This is a genomic window from Corallococcus sp. EGB (genome assembly GCF_019968905.1).
Classification (GTDB): domain Bacteria; phylum Myxococcota; class Myxococcia; order Myxococcales; family Myxococcaceae; genus Corallococcus.
Map to the genome: position 1 here is coordinate 6,290,919 of NZ_CP079946.1, position 14,358 is coordinate 6,305,276.

The 14,358-nt window shown below is 71.5% G+C and carries 12 protein-coding genes; 2 read left to right on the forward strand and 10 right to left on the reverse strand.

Features of this window, described 5'->3' with window-relative positions; translation table 11 throughout:
* Positions 1 to 51 precede the first annotated feature (51 nt).
* From KYK13_RS25865 to KYK13_RS25890, 6 genes are read right to left on the reverse strand one after another with little or no spacing between them, the layout of a single operon-like run.
* Complete coding sequence (locus tag KYK13_RS25865; protein WP_223634632.1) at positions 52 to 2,586, reverse strand: response regulator; 2,535 nt, start codon at positions 2,584 to 2,586, stop codon at positions 52 to 54.
* Positions 2,587 to 2,602: 16 nt separating this feature from the next.
* Positions 2,603 to 3,184, reverse strand: coding sequence for a chemotaxis protein CheW (locus KYK13_RS25870; protein ID WP_223634634.1), 582 nt, complete (start codon positions 3,182 to 3,184; stop codon positions 2,603 to 2,605).
* 10 nt (positions 3,185 to 3,194) lie between these two features.
* Positions 3,195 to 3,608 carry a two-component system response regulator gene (locus KYK13_RS25875; RefSeq protein WP_014398150.1) on the reverse strand — a complete coding sequence of 138 codons (414 nt, stop codon included), beginning with the start codon at positions 3,606 to 3,608 and terminating at the stop codon, positions 3,195 to 3,197.
* Positions 3,605 to 5,212, reverse strand: a complete 1,608-nt coding sequence (locus tag KYK13_RS25880; RefSeq protein ID WP_223634636.1) for a methyl-accepting chemotaxis protein — start codon at positions 5,210 to 5,212, stop codon at positions 3,605 to 3,607. The genes KYK13_RS25875 and KYK13_RS25880 overlap by 4 nt, the downstream gene beginning before the upstream one ends.
* Before the next feature lie 39 nt (positions 5,213 to 5,251).
* The gene (locus KYK13_RS25885; protein WP_223634639.1) at positions 5,252 to 6,700 is read right to left on the reverse strand and encodes a protein-glutamate O-methyltransferase CheR; all 1,449 of its coding nucleotides are present in this window, start codon (positions 6,698 to 6,700) and stop codon (positions 5,252 to 5,254) included.
* The gene (locus KYK13_RS25890; protein ID WP_223634641.1) at positions 6,697 to 7,260 is read right to left on the reverse strand and encodes a chemotaxis protein CheW; all 564 of its coding nucleotides are present in this window, start codon (positions 7,258 to 7,260) and stop codon (positions 6,697 to 6,699) included. Before KYK13_RS25890 ends, KYK13_RS25885 begins: the two co-directional genes overlap by 4 nt.
* 261 nt (positions 7,261 to 7,521) lie before the next feature.
* On the opposite strand from KYK13_RS25890, the gene KYK13_RS25895 reads away from it, so the two are divergent.
* Complete coding sequence (locus tag KYK13_RS25895; RefSeq protein ID WP_223634643.1) at positions 7,522 to 9,588, forward strand: TonB family protein; 2,067 nt, start codon at positions 7,522 to 7,524, stop codon at positions 9,586 to 9,588.
* Between the two features lie 34 nt (positions 9,589 to 9,622).
* Here KYK13_RS25895 and KYK13_RS25900 read toward each other — a convergent pair whose 3' ends face one another.
* The 4 genes from KYK13_RS25900 to KYK13_RS25915 are packed head-to-tail and all read right to left on the reverse strand — an operon-like array spanning position 9,623 to position 12,797.
* Entirely contained in the window at positions 9,623 to 10,342 is a 720-nt protein-coding gene (locus KYK13_RS25900) for an HAD family phosphatase (RefSeq protein ID WP_223634645.1), read from the reverse strand.
* Between the two features lie 9 nt (positions 10,343 to 10,351).
* The gene (locus tag KYK13_RS25905) at positions 10,352 to 11,317 is read right to left on the reverse strand and encodes a myxosortase-dependent metalloprotease, MXAN_2677/MXAN_2678 family (protein ID WP_223634647.1); all 966 of its coding nucleotides are present in this window, start codon (positions 11,315 to 11,317) and stop codon (positions 10,352 to 10,354) included.
* Positions 11,314 to 12,216, reverse strand: a complete 903-nt coding sequence (locus KYK13_RS25910; protein ID WP_223634649.1) for a myxosortase-dependent metalloprotease, MXAN_2677/MXAN_2678 family — start codon at positions 12,214 to 12,216, stop codon at positions 11,314 to 11,316. The genes KYK13_RS25905 and KYK13_RS25910 overlap by 4 nt, the downstream gene beginning before the upstream one ends.
* Positions 12,216 to 12,797: a hypothetical protein gene (locus tag KYK13_RS25915; RefSeq protein WP_223634652.1), complete on the reverse strand. Its 582-nt coding sequence runs from the start codon at positions 12,795 to 12,797 to the stop codon at positions 12,216 to 12,218. The genes KYK13_RS25910 and KYK13_RS25915 overlap by 1 nt, the downstream gene beginning before the upstream one ends.
* An 88-nt stretch (positions 12,798 to 12,885) precedes the next feature.
* On the opposite strand from KYK13_RS25915, the gene gltX reads away from it, so the two are divergent.
* Complete coding sequence (gene gltX / locus KYK13_RS25920; RefSeq protein ID WP_223634655.1) at positions 12,886 to 14,337, forward strand: glutamate--tRNA ligase; 1,452 nt, start codon at positions 12,886 to 12,888, stop codon at positions 14,335 to 14,337.
* The last annotated feature ends 21 nt before the right edge of the window (positions 14,338 to 14,358 follow it).

Here is a 14,358-nt window from a genome sequence, read left to right on the forward strand (position 1 = left end):
CCCCTCGCTCACGCGAAGGACGGGGCGTCGTCGCCAACCTCCTGCCGTGCCTCAGGCGGCGGAGCTGGGCAGCAACTGGCGCACGAGCTCCAGGAGCTTGCCGCGCTCCACCTCGCGCTTGACGAGGTAGCCGTCCGCGCCCGCCTCCAGGCCGGCCGCGCGGTCCTCGCTGCTGTCCAGCGACGTCACCAGGATGATGGGCGTGCGCCGGAACATGGGGTGGCCCTTGATCCGCCGCGCCAGGCCCACGCCATCCAGCCGCGGCATCTGCCAGTCGCTGACCACCAGGTGGCAGTGCACGCGCTCCAGCACCTGCCACGCCTCCTCGCCGTCCGACGCCGTGACCACCGGGTAGCCGGCAATCTCCAGCAGGGACTTCATCGCGAAGCGCGTGGTGAGTGAGTCGTCGCACACCAGGATGCGCGGCAGCTTGGAATCGCCCGAAGAGGTTCGGGTGTCCGGCTTGGCCGCGCGCAGCAGCTCCGGCGCGTTGAGCACCGGCACCACGCGCCCATCGTCCAGCACCGCCGCGCCCGCCAGGTGCGTGACATCCCGCAGGTGCTTGCCCAGCGAGCGCACCACCAGCTCCTGCTGTCCCACCACCTCGTCGATGGCGTACAGCACGCGCTCCTCGCCCAGGGACAGGAGCACCGCCGTCTGCCGCCGTCCCGACTCCAGCGCGAGCGGCAGGCGCGGCAGCCCGATGGCCTCCGCGAGCGACAGGAACGTGAGCTGCTCGCCGTCCAGCCGCGCCACCACGCGTCCGGCCACCGTGCCCACGTCGTCCGCGTCCAGCCGCAGCACGCGCTTCACGGCGTCGGAGGGGATGGCGGTGATCATGGTGCCGGTGCGCACCAGCAGGCCCAGCGCCGCCGCCAGCGTGAGCGGCAGGTCCACGATGAAGCGCGTGCCCTTGCCCGGGGTGAACTCCACGTCCGCGCTGCCCTGCAGCCGCTGGGCGGTGGCCAGCACCACGTCCAGGCCCACGCCCCGGCCCGACGTGGCCGTGACCTCGTCGCGCGTGGAGAAGCCCGGCTGGAAGATGAGCCGCGCGGCCTGCGCGTCCGTCAGCTTCTCCGCCGCCTCCTGGTTCATCAGGCCCCGGCGCACCGCCGTGGCGCGCACGCGCACCGGATCCAGGCCCGCGCCGTCGTCCTCCACGATGACGCCCACGCGCGTGCCCCGCGCCTCCACGCGCACCACCAGCCGGCCCGTCTCCGGCTTGCCCACCGCCTTGCGCGCGGCGGGCATCTCCAGCCCGTGGTCGATGGCGTTGCGCACCAGGTGCACCAGCGGATCCTTCAGCGCGTCCACGATGCGCCGATCCAACCGCACGTCGGTGCCGCCCAGCTCCAGCGTCACCTCCTTGCCCAGCCGGGACGCCGTCTCGCGCACCGTGCGGCGCAGGGGCTCCAGCACCTGCGAGGCCGGCACCATTCGCAGGTCGCGCAGGTCGTCGCGGATGACCTGGGCCACCAGCGCCTGCTGCTCGCCGTCGCGGTGCGCCTCCTTCGCATGCTCCAGCAGCCGCTTCTGCATCGTGCGCATCAGCCCCACGCCCGTGCGCAGCGGCTCCAGCGCGGGCCCGCCGCCGGACATGGCCAGCTGCGACGCGGCGCGCTCCAGGTGCAAGAGCACCTCGTGCGCCTGATCCGTCAGCGACCGGAAGCCCTCCGAGCGCCGCCCCTGCTGCGACCGCCCGGACACCAGGTGCTCCACCTGGAGCGCCAGCGAGTCCAGCGTCCGCACCGACACGCGCACCGCGCGGTCCACCGCACCGCTGCGTCCCTCCGGCGCCGCGGTCGTCGCGCGCGCCGTGGCGGCCGGCGCGGCCTTCATGGGCGTGGGCGCGGGAGCCGGAGCGGCCTCCTCGGAAAGGCTCAGCGCCGAGCGCAGATCCACCAGCGCGCCCGCCACCTCCGACGCCGCCTGTCCCGCCGCGTCCCCGCCCTCCTCCATGCGCGTGAAGCCCAGCGCCGCGGCCTCCGCCAGCGCGGCCACCTGATCCGCCTGGACCGCCTCCGCGCTCTGGCGCAGGGCGTGCGCCTGGTCCACCGCCGCGCGCACCGCGCCCGCCCGGTCCTCCACCTTCGGGGACACCAGCGTGCTCAGCGCCGCCTCCAGCGCGGCCAGCGCCTTCAGTCCGTCCTCGCCCAGCGGGCCGCTGCTCGCGGCCGCGTCGGACGGGGAGGCGGCCGGCGCCTCGTGGCCCAGGGCCTTGAGCAGCGCGGCCACGCCCTCCACCACGGGCTGTTCACCCGCGTCGCCCCGGTTGAGGGCGTTCTCGATGGCGGACAGGCCTCGCAGCATCGCCTCCACGGCGCCGCGCGAGATGGGCTGATCCACGTCGACGTGGGACAGCCCGTCCTCGATGGCGTGGACGATGCGTTCGATGTCGTCCAGCCCCAGGCTCGCCGCGGAGCCCTTGAGGCTGTGCACCACGCGCTTGAGCGACGGCAGCAGGTCCGGCTCTCGGGCGCTGGCAGGCTGCTCCAGCCCCAGCACCTTCGACCCGATGGCCTGAATCTGCTCGCGCGTCTCCGCGGCGAACACCGGCCAGATGCTGCGCAGCAACTGCGGATCCATGAAACCCCAGTCCCCTCTAGCCGCGCCGTGCGGCCGCCGGGTTGCCCAGCTGTGTGAGGTCCAGCACCGTGAGTCGATCCGTCGTCAGGAACAGGAACGGGCCCGGCGGCGGCTGGGACAGCTCCGCGCGCGGCAACTCCAGCCGTCCGTCCACGACCTCCGCCGCCAACCCGAACGCCTCCTCCTCCACCTCCACCACCACGACCTTGCTCAGGTCGGACATGCCCCCGCCCTCCAGCCCCAACAACTGCCGCAGGTCCAGCACCGGCACGATGCGCGAGCGCGACAGCAGCGCCCCCAGCACGTGGCGCGGCGCCCCCGGCAGCGAGCACATCCCGCGCGACTCCAGCACGTGGTCCACCGCCTCGATCTTCACCGCGTAGCGCTCGCCGCCCACATGGAAGGCGAGCACCGTGACGGACTCCTGGCGCGTCTCATGGCGCGAGTTGGCCAGCGCCACCGCGCGCTGGTGCAGCACCTCGCGCCGCTTGTGGGCGCTCACCACCGTGGCGCCCTCCAGGAGCATCTGGGCCGCGTCGAGCGAGGCCTTCAGCTCGTCGAAGTCGATGGGCAGGATCTTGCGGTCTTCGGTAGACATGGGCGGCGGCTCAGTACTTCGTGGCCGGCAGCTTGAGGATGTCCCGCACCTTGGAGCGCAGGTCGTCCACGGACACCGGCTTGTTGAGGAACGCGCTCGCGCCGACGAGCTTCCCCTTCTGCCGGCTCGCGTCGTCCTTCAGCGACGTGAGCAGCATGAAGGGCGTGTCGTGCAGCTTCGGGTCGCCCCGGATGGCCGCGCACAGCGCGAAGCCGTCCATCTCCGGCATCTGCACGTCGGAGATGATCAGGTCCGGCTTCTGCTCGCGCGCCCGCTTGAGTCCCACCGCGCCGTTGGGCGCGTCCAGGAAGTCCAGCCCCCACCCCATCAGGTAGACCTGCAGGAGGTTGGTGATGGTCTTCGTGTCCTCCACGATGAGCACCTTCGCCGCCTTGCGTGCCCCACCCGTCACGTTGCTGTTCATAGCTGGTACCTGCCTACAAGTTCAGAGAAGCGCTTCGACAAGATGGAGAGGTTGCCGGCCACCTGCTCGATGCGCCGCGTGCCCTCCACCGAATCACTCATGGCGGACGTCAACTCCCCCATCGCCGTGGCGATCTGCTCCACGCCAATGGTCTGCTGCCGCGTGTTGCCCGCGATCTGCCGCGCCGCCCCCGACGACTCGCGGATGACCTCCGACAGGCCCAGGATGGTGGAGCCGGCGGCGCGCGCCATGTCCATGGCCGCCTGGGCGCGGCGGCTGCCCTCGTCCGTGGTCGTCACCGCCACGCGAGTGCCCTTCTGCACCTCCCCCAGCAGCACGCGCACCTGATCCGCCGCCATGCGGGACTGCTCTGCCAGCGTGCGCATCTCCGTGGCCACCACCGCGAAGCCACGTCCGTGCTCGCCCGCCTTCGCCGCCTCGATGGAGGCGTTGAGGGCCAGCAGGTTGGACTGCTCCGCCACGTCCTTCACCTGCCCGATGATGTCGCTGATCTGCAGCGTGCGCTCGTTCAGGTCGGTGATGGCCAGGGCAATGGCCTTCACCTGCTCACCCAGCTTCTCCATGCCCTCCACGCTCTCGGCGACGACCTTCTGCCCCTGCGTGCTGAGGGACTCCGACTTCTGAGTCTGGGCGATGACCGCGTCCGCGTAGGACGTGGCCTGCTTGGAGGTCTGGGCGATCTCCGCCACCGTGGTGCTGGTCTCGTTGATGGCGGACGCCTGCTGGTGCGCCATCGCGGACTGCTGCGTGGACGTGGCCAGCACGCCCGCGGCCTCGTGCTCCAGGTCCGTGGCCGCGCCGCGCAGGTCGTGCAGCAGGTGCACCAGCGCGTCCGCCATGGTGGAGAAGCTGCGCGCCAGCTCGCCAATCTCGTCCGTTCCGCTGGTGTCGATCTGCTGGCGCAGATCCCCCGCGGCGATGCCCACCGCCGCGCGGGCCAGCCGCTCCAGGGGAACGATGAAGAGGCTGGCCATTCCGGCCGCCGCCAGGAGGCCCACCACCAGCACCAGGATGCCCAGGCCCGCGGTGCGCCAGGTGCTCGAATTGAGCGCCTCCGCCAGGGCCTCGCGGTCCAGCGCCAGTTGCACGGTGCCCACGCGCTTGAGCGCGCCGCCCGGCGGGCCGAAGACGATGGGCGCCGTCGTCTCCACCACGGGCAGCGTGCCCACCGTCAGCAGGCGGTCCACCACCGCGTCGCCGTCCGCGGGCTCCACCGCGGCGGCGGTGGAGAAGTGCTCGTCCGCGGAGCGCGCCAGCACCTTGCCGCTCGCGTCGCGGATGACGATGTACGCGATGTCCGGCACGCTCTTGAGCGCCGCGTCGGCGCCCAGTTGGAGCACGGCCGAGTCGCTCGCGGCCGCGGACGCGGCCACGCTGAACGCCATGCCGATGCCCACCGCGCGCGAGCGCTTGGTGAGTTCACCCAGCAGGCTGTCGCTCATCTGCATCCAGAACGCGAAGGTCAGGATGCCGACCAGCACGACGCCGAAGATGCCCGTGCCTCCGAGGATCTTCGTCCGCAGGCTGAGCCTGGTCGAAGCCGACCCTGCAGGCGACGCCACCTTCAAACCTTTCGCTTCCACGTTGTCCCCACCTCACGTGTACCGGCACGCCCTGCGCTTTCAGCGCGCGCCCTGCCAACCCATCTGCGAAGAACGGGGGGCCAGCGCCTGCCGCAGCCCCCCCGCCGTCATCGTCGTCTCCACGCCTCGCAGCGGGTGCTCGTCATCCAATCCATCCAGCGCGCGCAGCGCGTTCTGCCGCGCGCGCTCCGCGTCCTCGCGCCGATCCAGGCGGCTGTAGAGCGCCACCAGCGTCGCGTGTCCCAGGGCCAGCTGCGGCTCCAGGTACAGCGCCTTGCGCACCGCCTCCACCGCCGCGTCCAGGTCGCCGCGCGACTCGGCCACCATCGCCAGCAGCAGGTACGCCTCCGGGGACAGCGCCCGCGCCGCCTCGCGCGCCAGCGCCTCCGCCTGCTCGAAGTGGCCCGCGTGCGCCGCCTCCAGCGCCCGGGTCAGCAGGCCCGCGTCCTGCGCCGCGCGAGCGGCCGGCGTGGAGTCCTGCGCCTTGGGGGCGTCCACCACCGGAACCGGACGGGACGGCCGCGCTACGACGGCCGGCAAGGGCGTGGGACGGCGGCGCTCCAACCTCAGGCGGCCCGGCACCGGCGTCTCCCGGCGGAGCGCGGCGGCGGTGAAGGTCCCCGTCACGTCGCGACGCGCGGACGCGGCCTCCGCGGCGCCCCACGGCGGCTCCGCGGGCAGGCGCAGGACGGGGGTGCCATCCACGTCCAGCGTCTCCAGGCCCATGCCGTTGGTGAGCGGCACCTCCGCGGGCGACACGAAGAGCAGCCCGCCCGGCGCGAGCGCGCCCACCAGCCGCGTCAGCACCTCGCGCACCAGCTCCGGCGTGAAGTAGATGAGGACGTTGCGGCAGAAGATGGCGTGGAAGCCCAGCGACGGCACCGCGTCCGTGGCCAGGTTGTGGCGGCGGAAGTCCACCGTGCGCACGACCTCCTGGGCCACGGTGTGTTGCACGTCCGTTCCGGACGCGCCCGCGTGCGCCGCGAGGAAGCGCCGCTCCAGCTCCGGCTCGATGCGCCGCAGCGACCACGGGCTGTACACGGCCGCCTTCGCGCGCTGCAGGGCCCGGCCGGACACGTCCGTCGCCAGCACGCGGAAGCGCCCGCCGTTGCCCAGCCCCGCGGCCATCAGCGCCATGGCGATGCTGTAGGGCTCCTCGCCGCTCGCGCAGCCCGCGCTCCAGACCTGGAACGGACCGCCCTGGTGCTGCCGGGCCCGCGACGCCAGCGCGCGCAGGTGCTCCGGGTGACGGAAGAAGTACGTCTCGCCGATGACGGCGTTCTCGATGAACGCCTCCACCGCCGTGGGCTCGCGCATGAGCAGCTGGCGCAGGAAGGCGGACTCGGACATCTGGCGCGACAGCGCCGCGCGCGACACCGCGGGCTCCAGGGAGCGACGCAGGCTGCTCGCGAGCGTCAGGCCGCAGGCGCCCTGGAGCACCTCCTCGACCTTCGCGAGCGTGGCGTCGTCGAGCAGCCCTTCGCTCACAGGCCCTCCGTCCCGTTCAGGAGCACGCTCGTGCGCAGGAGCGGGCGCAGCCCCTCCGGCGTGCGGCACAGCCCGGCCATGAGCCCGGTGCCGTCCCAGGGCATCTTCTCCTCGCCGCTCTGCGAGCCGTCCACCAGCGTGGGCGTCTCCACCAGGTCCTTCACCCGGTCCACCAGCAGCGCCACCAGCCGGCCCACGTCCAGGACCACCAGCAGCGAGTCCAGATCCGGCGTCCGCTTCACGCCCATCAGCCGCGCCATGTCCACCACCACCGCCGGCGTGCCGCGGTACACGAACGAGCCGGACACGTGCACCGGCGCGCCCGGCAGCGGCTCCAGCGCCACCAGCCGCACCACCTCCTGCACCTGCTTCGCGGGCACCAGCGCGGTCGTGTTGCCTGCCTCCACGGTCAGGTAGAGACCCGGCAGGCGGATCTCTCCCTGCAGGGAGGCGAGCTCCTGGCGCAGCTGGTTCTGCTCCGCCTCCAGCGCGCTCAATCGCTGTTGTACGGAGGCCCGGCGCGCCTGTGGGGGAACGGGGACTCTGGGGGTTTCAGCCATCTGAAGAACTCCGCCCGCCGCATGGCGGGCAGGGAGAAAAACCGTAATCCGGGATCCCCGTCCAAAGCAATGCGGGCTTGCCCGAAGGTCGCGACTCACATCCCCCCCTGCGACCCGGGTCGTGGAGCAGGGTCGCGGATGCCCCGACGTGGTGGATTCCAGACCCCCTTGGGATGCGCCCCACCGGCGAGTTGTGCTTGGATGCGGATCCGCTGCTTTTGCCGGAGAAACCATGCTGCACGCAGCTTCTAGGGGACACGAATGATCAAGAGCGATTCCCCGAGCCCTGAGGCCCCGGGAACGGATCCGCTCATCGGCCGGACGTTGAACGGCCGCTTCAGCATTCTGGAGCCCCTGGGCGTGGGTGGAATGGGCAAGGTGTACCGCGCCCTGCAGGCACCTTTGGAGCGCGTGGTCGCGCTCAAGGTGCTGAACCCCAACTTCCCGAGCAGCCGCGACCCCGGCTTCCAGAAGCGCTTCCTGCGCGAGGCGTCGCTGACGTCGAAGCTGCGGCACCCGAACACCGTCACCGTCATCGACTACGGGCAGACGGACGACGGCATCTACTACATCGCGATGGAGTACCTGGAGGGTCGCACGCTCGCGCAGGTGCTGGGGCAGGCCGGTCCCCTGCCCTGGGCCCGCGCGGTGTCGGTGGCCCAGCAGGTGTGCCGCTCGCTGCGTGAAGCGCACAGCCTGGGGATCATCCACCGCGACCTGAAGCCCGCGAACATCATGATCCTCAACGAGGCGGATCAGGACCTGGTCAAGGTCCTGGACTTCGGCCTCGTGAAGTCCGTGGCGCCGCAGCAGGAGGGGCCGGTCAGCCCCGAAATCACCCAGAACGGCACGTTCCTGGGCTCGCCGCAGTACATGGCGCCGGAGCAGGCGCGCAACGTGGCGGACGCGCGCAGCGACGTGTACTCGCTGGGCATCATGCTGTTCCAGATGCTGATGGGCCGGCCGCCCTTCATCGCGCGCGACCACATCGAGCTCATCTTCGCCCACTACAAGGAACCGCCCCCCACCTTCCAGGCCGTGCGCCCGGATCTCGCCGTCCCGGCGGAGATTGAAATGGTGGTGCGCCGCTGCCTGGAGAAGGATCCGGCGAGGCGCTTCCAGACGATGGACGAGTTGCTCGAGGGCCTGCGCGAGGCGCACATGGCCGCGGGCGGCAACAGCGGCGTGTTCCGCCGGCTGGGCAGCGCGTCGACGACGGGCCCCTATCCCTCGCCGCCGACGACGGGGCCCTACGCGTCCCCGCTGTTCGCCAACGTGGGCAACGCGGAGCCGGCGGACGGCGGGCTCGCGGTGGACATCAGCGTGGAGGTGCCGGCGGACGTGCAGCGCGCCCGCCAGCGCACGCTCCTGATGGGCGCGTTGGGCGGCGTGATGGTCGCGGGCCTGGTGGGCATCACGCTGTTCTTCCTGCGCGGCGGCAGCCCGGAGGAGAAGCCCGCGCAGCCGGTGACCCAGGCCACGCCCCCCGCGGACAAGGCACCGGCGGTGGCGGAGGTCCCCACGGCGCCGCCCGCGCCGGGCAAGGTGCGCTTCCGGCTGATGAGCCAGCCGTCCGGCGCGCGCGTCTACTACAAGGGCAAGGAGAAGGGCGTGACGCCCTTCGTGATGGAGCTGCCGCTGGGCAGCGAGGGCAGCATCACCGCGGAGCTGACCTTCGCGCTGGAGGGCTACCAGACGGAGACCATCATCACCGGCGGCTCCGGCGAGGTGGTGCTGTCCCAGAAGCTGACCAGGCGCCGGGGCGGCGGTGAGCGCCCGAGCCGCGTGGACCTGGCTACCGCCTCCACCCCCGAGGACTTCGAGAACGTGGCCCCGGCGACGCCGGGTGGAATGGCGGCGCCCGTGATGATGCAGGCGAGCCCGGCCCCCACCGCGGCGACGGTCCCCGCCACCACGACGGACAAGGCGCCAGGCGCGGTGGGCGCGTCCGTCGCGGCGCCGGTGAGCGCCGCGGGCAGCCTTGCGGTGCCTTCGCTGACGACCGGCGCGCTCGCGCCCGTCAACCCGAACGCCGTCATCCCCTTCAACGAAGCCATGGAGCGGCCGGTGCTGCTGGAGGAGGGCCGGGACATCGCCTACACGCGCGAGGCGCTCGCCATCAAGGCGGAGGGGCTCGTGGCGGTGCGCTGCACCATCACCACCAAGGGCCGCGTGGAGAACTGCCGCGTCCTGAAGATGGTGCAGCACATGGAGAAGGCGGTGCTCGACTCGCTCCAGTCCCGCGTCTACAAACCCATCCAGTACCAGGGCCGCCCGGTGAACGTGGACTACACCTTCACCATGCGGCTCGTGTCCCCGCGCCGCTGAAGACCGCGCGGGAAGGTGCCTCCACCCGGGTCCCTCAGGGGCCGGTGGAGGGCACGAGCGGCGGCGTCGGAGGGACGGACGGGGCGGAGCCTCCCGGAGGCACGCCCCAGTCCACCACCGGCCAGCCCCGCCGCCGGGCCTCGCGGCGCAAGCGGCGATCCGGGTTCACCACCACGGGGCGCCCCACCCGCTCCAGCACCGGCAGGTCCGCGTAGGAATCCGTGTAGAAGGCGCACGCGGACAGCGGCACGCCGGCCTCCTTCGCGGCGGCCTCCGCGTAGAAGCGCTTGCCCTCGCCGAAGCAGACCTCGCCCAGCGGGCGCCCGGTGTGCAGCCCCGCGGCGTCCACCTCGAAGCGGTTGCACAGCACGCCATCCAGGCAGAGTTCGCGCGCCACCAGGTCGGACAGGTAGCCCGACGACGACGTCAGCAGCACCAGCCGGTCTCCCGCCGCGCGGTGGGCCTCCAGCGCGGCCAGGGCCCCGGGGCGGTACTGGCCGCGCACGGCCTCCGCGTAGAAGTCCGCGGAGCGCGCCTCCAGGACCCTGGCCTCCGAGCCCGTCAGCAGCGCCGTGGCGCGCACCAGCACGTCCCGCATGGCCACGAAGCCCAGGTGATAACGGGCGAGCAGCGCGCTGGCGCGCAGGGCCTCCCAGCGGGAGATGTGGCCCAGCGCCAGCTCGCGGCGAACCCAGAGCGACGCGGAGTTCGCGGCGAGCAACGTCCGGTCCAGGTCGAAGAATGCGACAGCCACATCCGGAATCTAACCGCGCATCGCCCCCGGAGCAGTGCGTGGGGGGCCGGACAGCGATGCCTTTGACCGCCTGCCCCCGCGCAGCAGCGCCACGCCCCACAGCAGCACGGAGGCCAGGGCCGGACCTCCCGCGGACGTGCCACAGCCCGAGCCCCGCCCGTCCGCCACCAGCTTCAGGCCCGGATCCTCCGGGATGCGGCACTGCGTGGGCGGCAGGCCGCGCGGATAGGTGGAGCAGAAGCCGGCCGCGGAGCCCGCGTCGATGACCCGCTTGGACGTCTCGCCCTGGGAAGCGGTGGCCTCCATGGTGGAGCCCGCGGAGAAGACATGGTCCAACCCGATGACGTGGCCAATCTCATGCGTCATCGTGTTCTGCACGTCCGTGGCCACGCAGTCGGTGGACGGCGTCCCGGTGCACGGCGGGCCATTCACGGTGGTGAAGAGGAAGCTGGGGCCGTAGTCCGTCTCCGCCGCGTTGAGCTCGATGTCCGAGTCCACCACGGAGCCGTCCTTGAAGCTGAACGAGGACGTGGTGAGCCCGATGGTGGCGCCCCCATGCGCCCAGCACTGGTAGACGTTGCCGCACGTCTCCTCCGCCCAGCACGCATCCTCCGGAGGGGCGACGTCCTGGCAGTTGCGCTCGCGGAAGGTGACGACGTTGTAGTTGTCGAAGGGGTGTTCCTGGTCGTAGCCGACCTCGACGGGGAGCGTCCAATCCACGCCGCGGATGAAGCGGAAGTCGCTGCACGTGCCGGACAGCGCCCGCCAGGAGTCGAAGGCCGCCTCGATGGCGGCGACCTCCGAGTCCCCGGGCGTGCGCGTGCTGCCGGCCGCGTCCAGGTGGTAGACGTAGTCACGCCCGGGCCACACCAGGCACAGCGGCCGGCCCGGCACGAGCGTGCGCTTGTAGTCCTGCTGCGCGCCCGCCGCTCCCGCGCACAACAGCATCCCCAGGAGCAGCAGGCGACAGCTCACATCACACCCCGCCGGCGGCGCGCCAGCAGCGCGGCGGCGGCCAGCAGCGGCAGCACCGTCAGGCCTCCTGCCGCGGCGCTGCAGCCACCGCTGCCACTGTCGCTCTTCCCATTGCCATTGCCGTTCCCGTTGTCCGGCACCGGGAGGCACGGCTGGCTCGCGCCGCCCTTGGGGTACACGGCGCACACGAAGCTGCGCGAGCCCGGGTCGATGGTGCGCTTGGACGTCTCGCCCGGAGGCGCGCTGGGGTTCATGGTGGAGCCCGTCGCGAGCGTGTGGTCCAGGCCGACGAAGTGGCCCACCTCGTGGGTGGCCGTGTTCTGCACGTCCGTGTCCACGCAGTCCGGCGTGGACACAATCGAGCACGCGGGGCCATTGCCGGTGGTGAAGTTGAACTGCGCGGCGTTGAAGGAGATGTCCGAGTCGTAGATGACGCCCGTGCGCTGATCATACGTGGTCAGCGTGATGGCGATGGTGCCGGCGCTGTCATCCCAGCAGTCGTACGTGTTCGCGCACGTGTCCTGGGTGAAGCAGGCGTCGTTCGCGTCCACGACGTCGCGGCAGGCGCGGCCGCGGAAGAGGATGAGGTTGATGTTGTCGCCGGAGCGGTTGTAGCCCACCGTCCGGGAGTTCACGCGCGGGCCCTCCTTCAAGGTCAGGTTGCCGCAGTTGGCGAAGATGTCCTCCCAGCTCTGGAACGAGCGGGAGATGGCGTCGAACTCCGTGTGGTTCGTGACCTTCGGGTTGCCCACGGTGCTCTGCTGCCAGGTGATGCTCGTCTGCGTCCAGTACAGGCACTGCGTGGACTCATCCCCCGGGACCACGCGGCTGCGCACGTACGGCGCCGAGCTCTGCCCCATCACGGCCGCCAGCACCACCCACGACGCGAGCGCGCCCATCACTTCGCCCCCTTCTTCGCGGGCGCCGCCTGCTGCGCCTGGACCACCGCGCGCACGGTGGCCTTCAGCTCCGCCAGCGACATCGTCTGCGCGTTGGACACCGTCTCCTGGCGCGTCTTCGGATCAATCAGCACCGCGTCCCCGGTGGACGACGGCACCGCCATGGCGCTCGGGCCGGTGCGCCGCACCTCGTACTTGCCCTGCGCCATGCCGGACAGCTGGAACGCGGCCGCGCCGCGCTTCTCCAGGAAGACGACGACCTCCTCGCCCTCGGAGAAGGACGCCAGGCCGCTCACCACCTGCCCGATGTCCCCCATCCGGCCGCCCGGCTGGGTGACGAGCACCGTGCCGCCAGGCTGCCCCTTGAGGGACTCCGTCACCTGGATCTCCACGTCGGTGATGATGCGGCGCTTGTCCCCGCTCCAGCGGCTCTGCACGCGCCGGACGACCCCCTGCACCACCGTGTCGGACGTCTGCGCCATCTGCGGCACGTCCGTCCTCAACATCGTGGTGGCCCCCACCGGCAGCCCTCCGAGCAGGGTGGCCAGCACCACCATGCGAACCGCGTGTCGAATCGACATGGAAAGTCTCCTTGCCCTCGCAGCCTACCCCCAAGAGGGCGGCTTGCGTTGACCCTCGTGCACCCGTCCTGCTATCGCGCGCCTGCCCATGGCTCCGTCAAAACCCCGCGTCCGCTTCGCTCCGTCACCTACTGGATACCTCCACATCGGAGGCGCCCGGACGGCGCTCTTCAACTACCTCTACGCGAAGCGCTACGGCGGCACCTTCGTCCTGCGCATGGAAGATACGGACCAGGAGCGGTCCACGCCGCAGTCCGTCCAGGCCATCATCGACGGGCTGAACTGGCTGGGCCTGGACTGGGACGAGGGCCCCGGCAAGGAGGACCCCAGGTACGGCCCCTACTTCCAGACCCAGCGCCTGGACACGTACCGCGCGCACGCGGAGCAGCTCATCGCGGCCGGCAAGGCCTTCCGGTGCTACTGCACCCGCGAGGAGATTGCCCAGCGCCGCGAGGCCGTGGAGAAGGAGAAGGGCCCGGGGTCCTACAAGTACGAGGGCACCTGCCACGACCTGAAGGCCCCGCCGCCCGGCAAGAAGCTGGAGGACGCCGTCATCCGCTTCCGCATGCCCTCGGGTGAGGGCACCGTGTCCTTCAACGACAAGGTGCTGGGCACCATCACCAAGCCGTACTCGGACCTGGATGACTGGGTGATGATGCGGGCGGACGGCATCCCGCTCTACAACTATGGCTGCGTCATCGACGACCACCTGATGGACATCACCCTGGTGGCGCGCGGCCAGGAGCACATCAACTCCACCTTCCCCCAGCTGATGCTCTACCAGGCGCTGGGCTGGACGCCGCCGGAGTTCGCGCACCTGCCGCTCATCCTGGGGCCGGACCGCGAGAAGCTCTCCAAGCGCAAGCACCCGGAAGCGGACGTGATGCTGCACAAGCGCACGGGCATCATGCCGGAGGCCCTGCTCAACTTCGTCATCCGCCTGGGCTGGAGCCACGGCAACGACGAGGTCATCAACCGCGAGCAGATGGTCGAGTGGTTCGACTTCGACGGCGTGGGCAGCACCTCCGGCGTGTGGAACCCGGAGAAGCTCCAGTGGCTCAACCAGCAGTGGTTCAAGCTCCTGCCCCCGGCCGTGGTCGCGGAGCGGCTCGTCCCGTTCCTGGAGGCCCGCGGCTTCCAGGCGAAGGGGGATGCGCGCCTGGAGCCGCTGGTGATGGCGCTGCGCGAGCGCTCGCGCACCCTGGAGGAGATGGCGAACACCGCGTCCATCTACTTCAAGAGCGGCGTCACGCTGGATGAGAAGGCCGCCGCCAAGCACCTGAGCGGGGACTCGCTCAACCTGCTGCGCCAGGCCCGCGAGAAGCTGGCCGCCCTGCCCGCCTGGACGGTGGAGCCGCTGGACGGCGTGGTGAAGACGGTGAGCGAGGCCGCCCAGGTGGGCATGGGCAAGGTGGCCCAGCCCATCCGCGTGGCCATCACCGGCAACACCACCAGCCCCGGCATCGGAGAGACGCTGCTGCTCGTGGGGCGCGACGAGGCCCTGCGGCGCATCGACGCGGCGCTCGCTCGCGGGACGTGACATTGGCGGTGGACGCGGCCA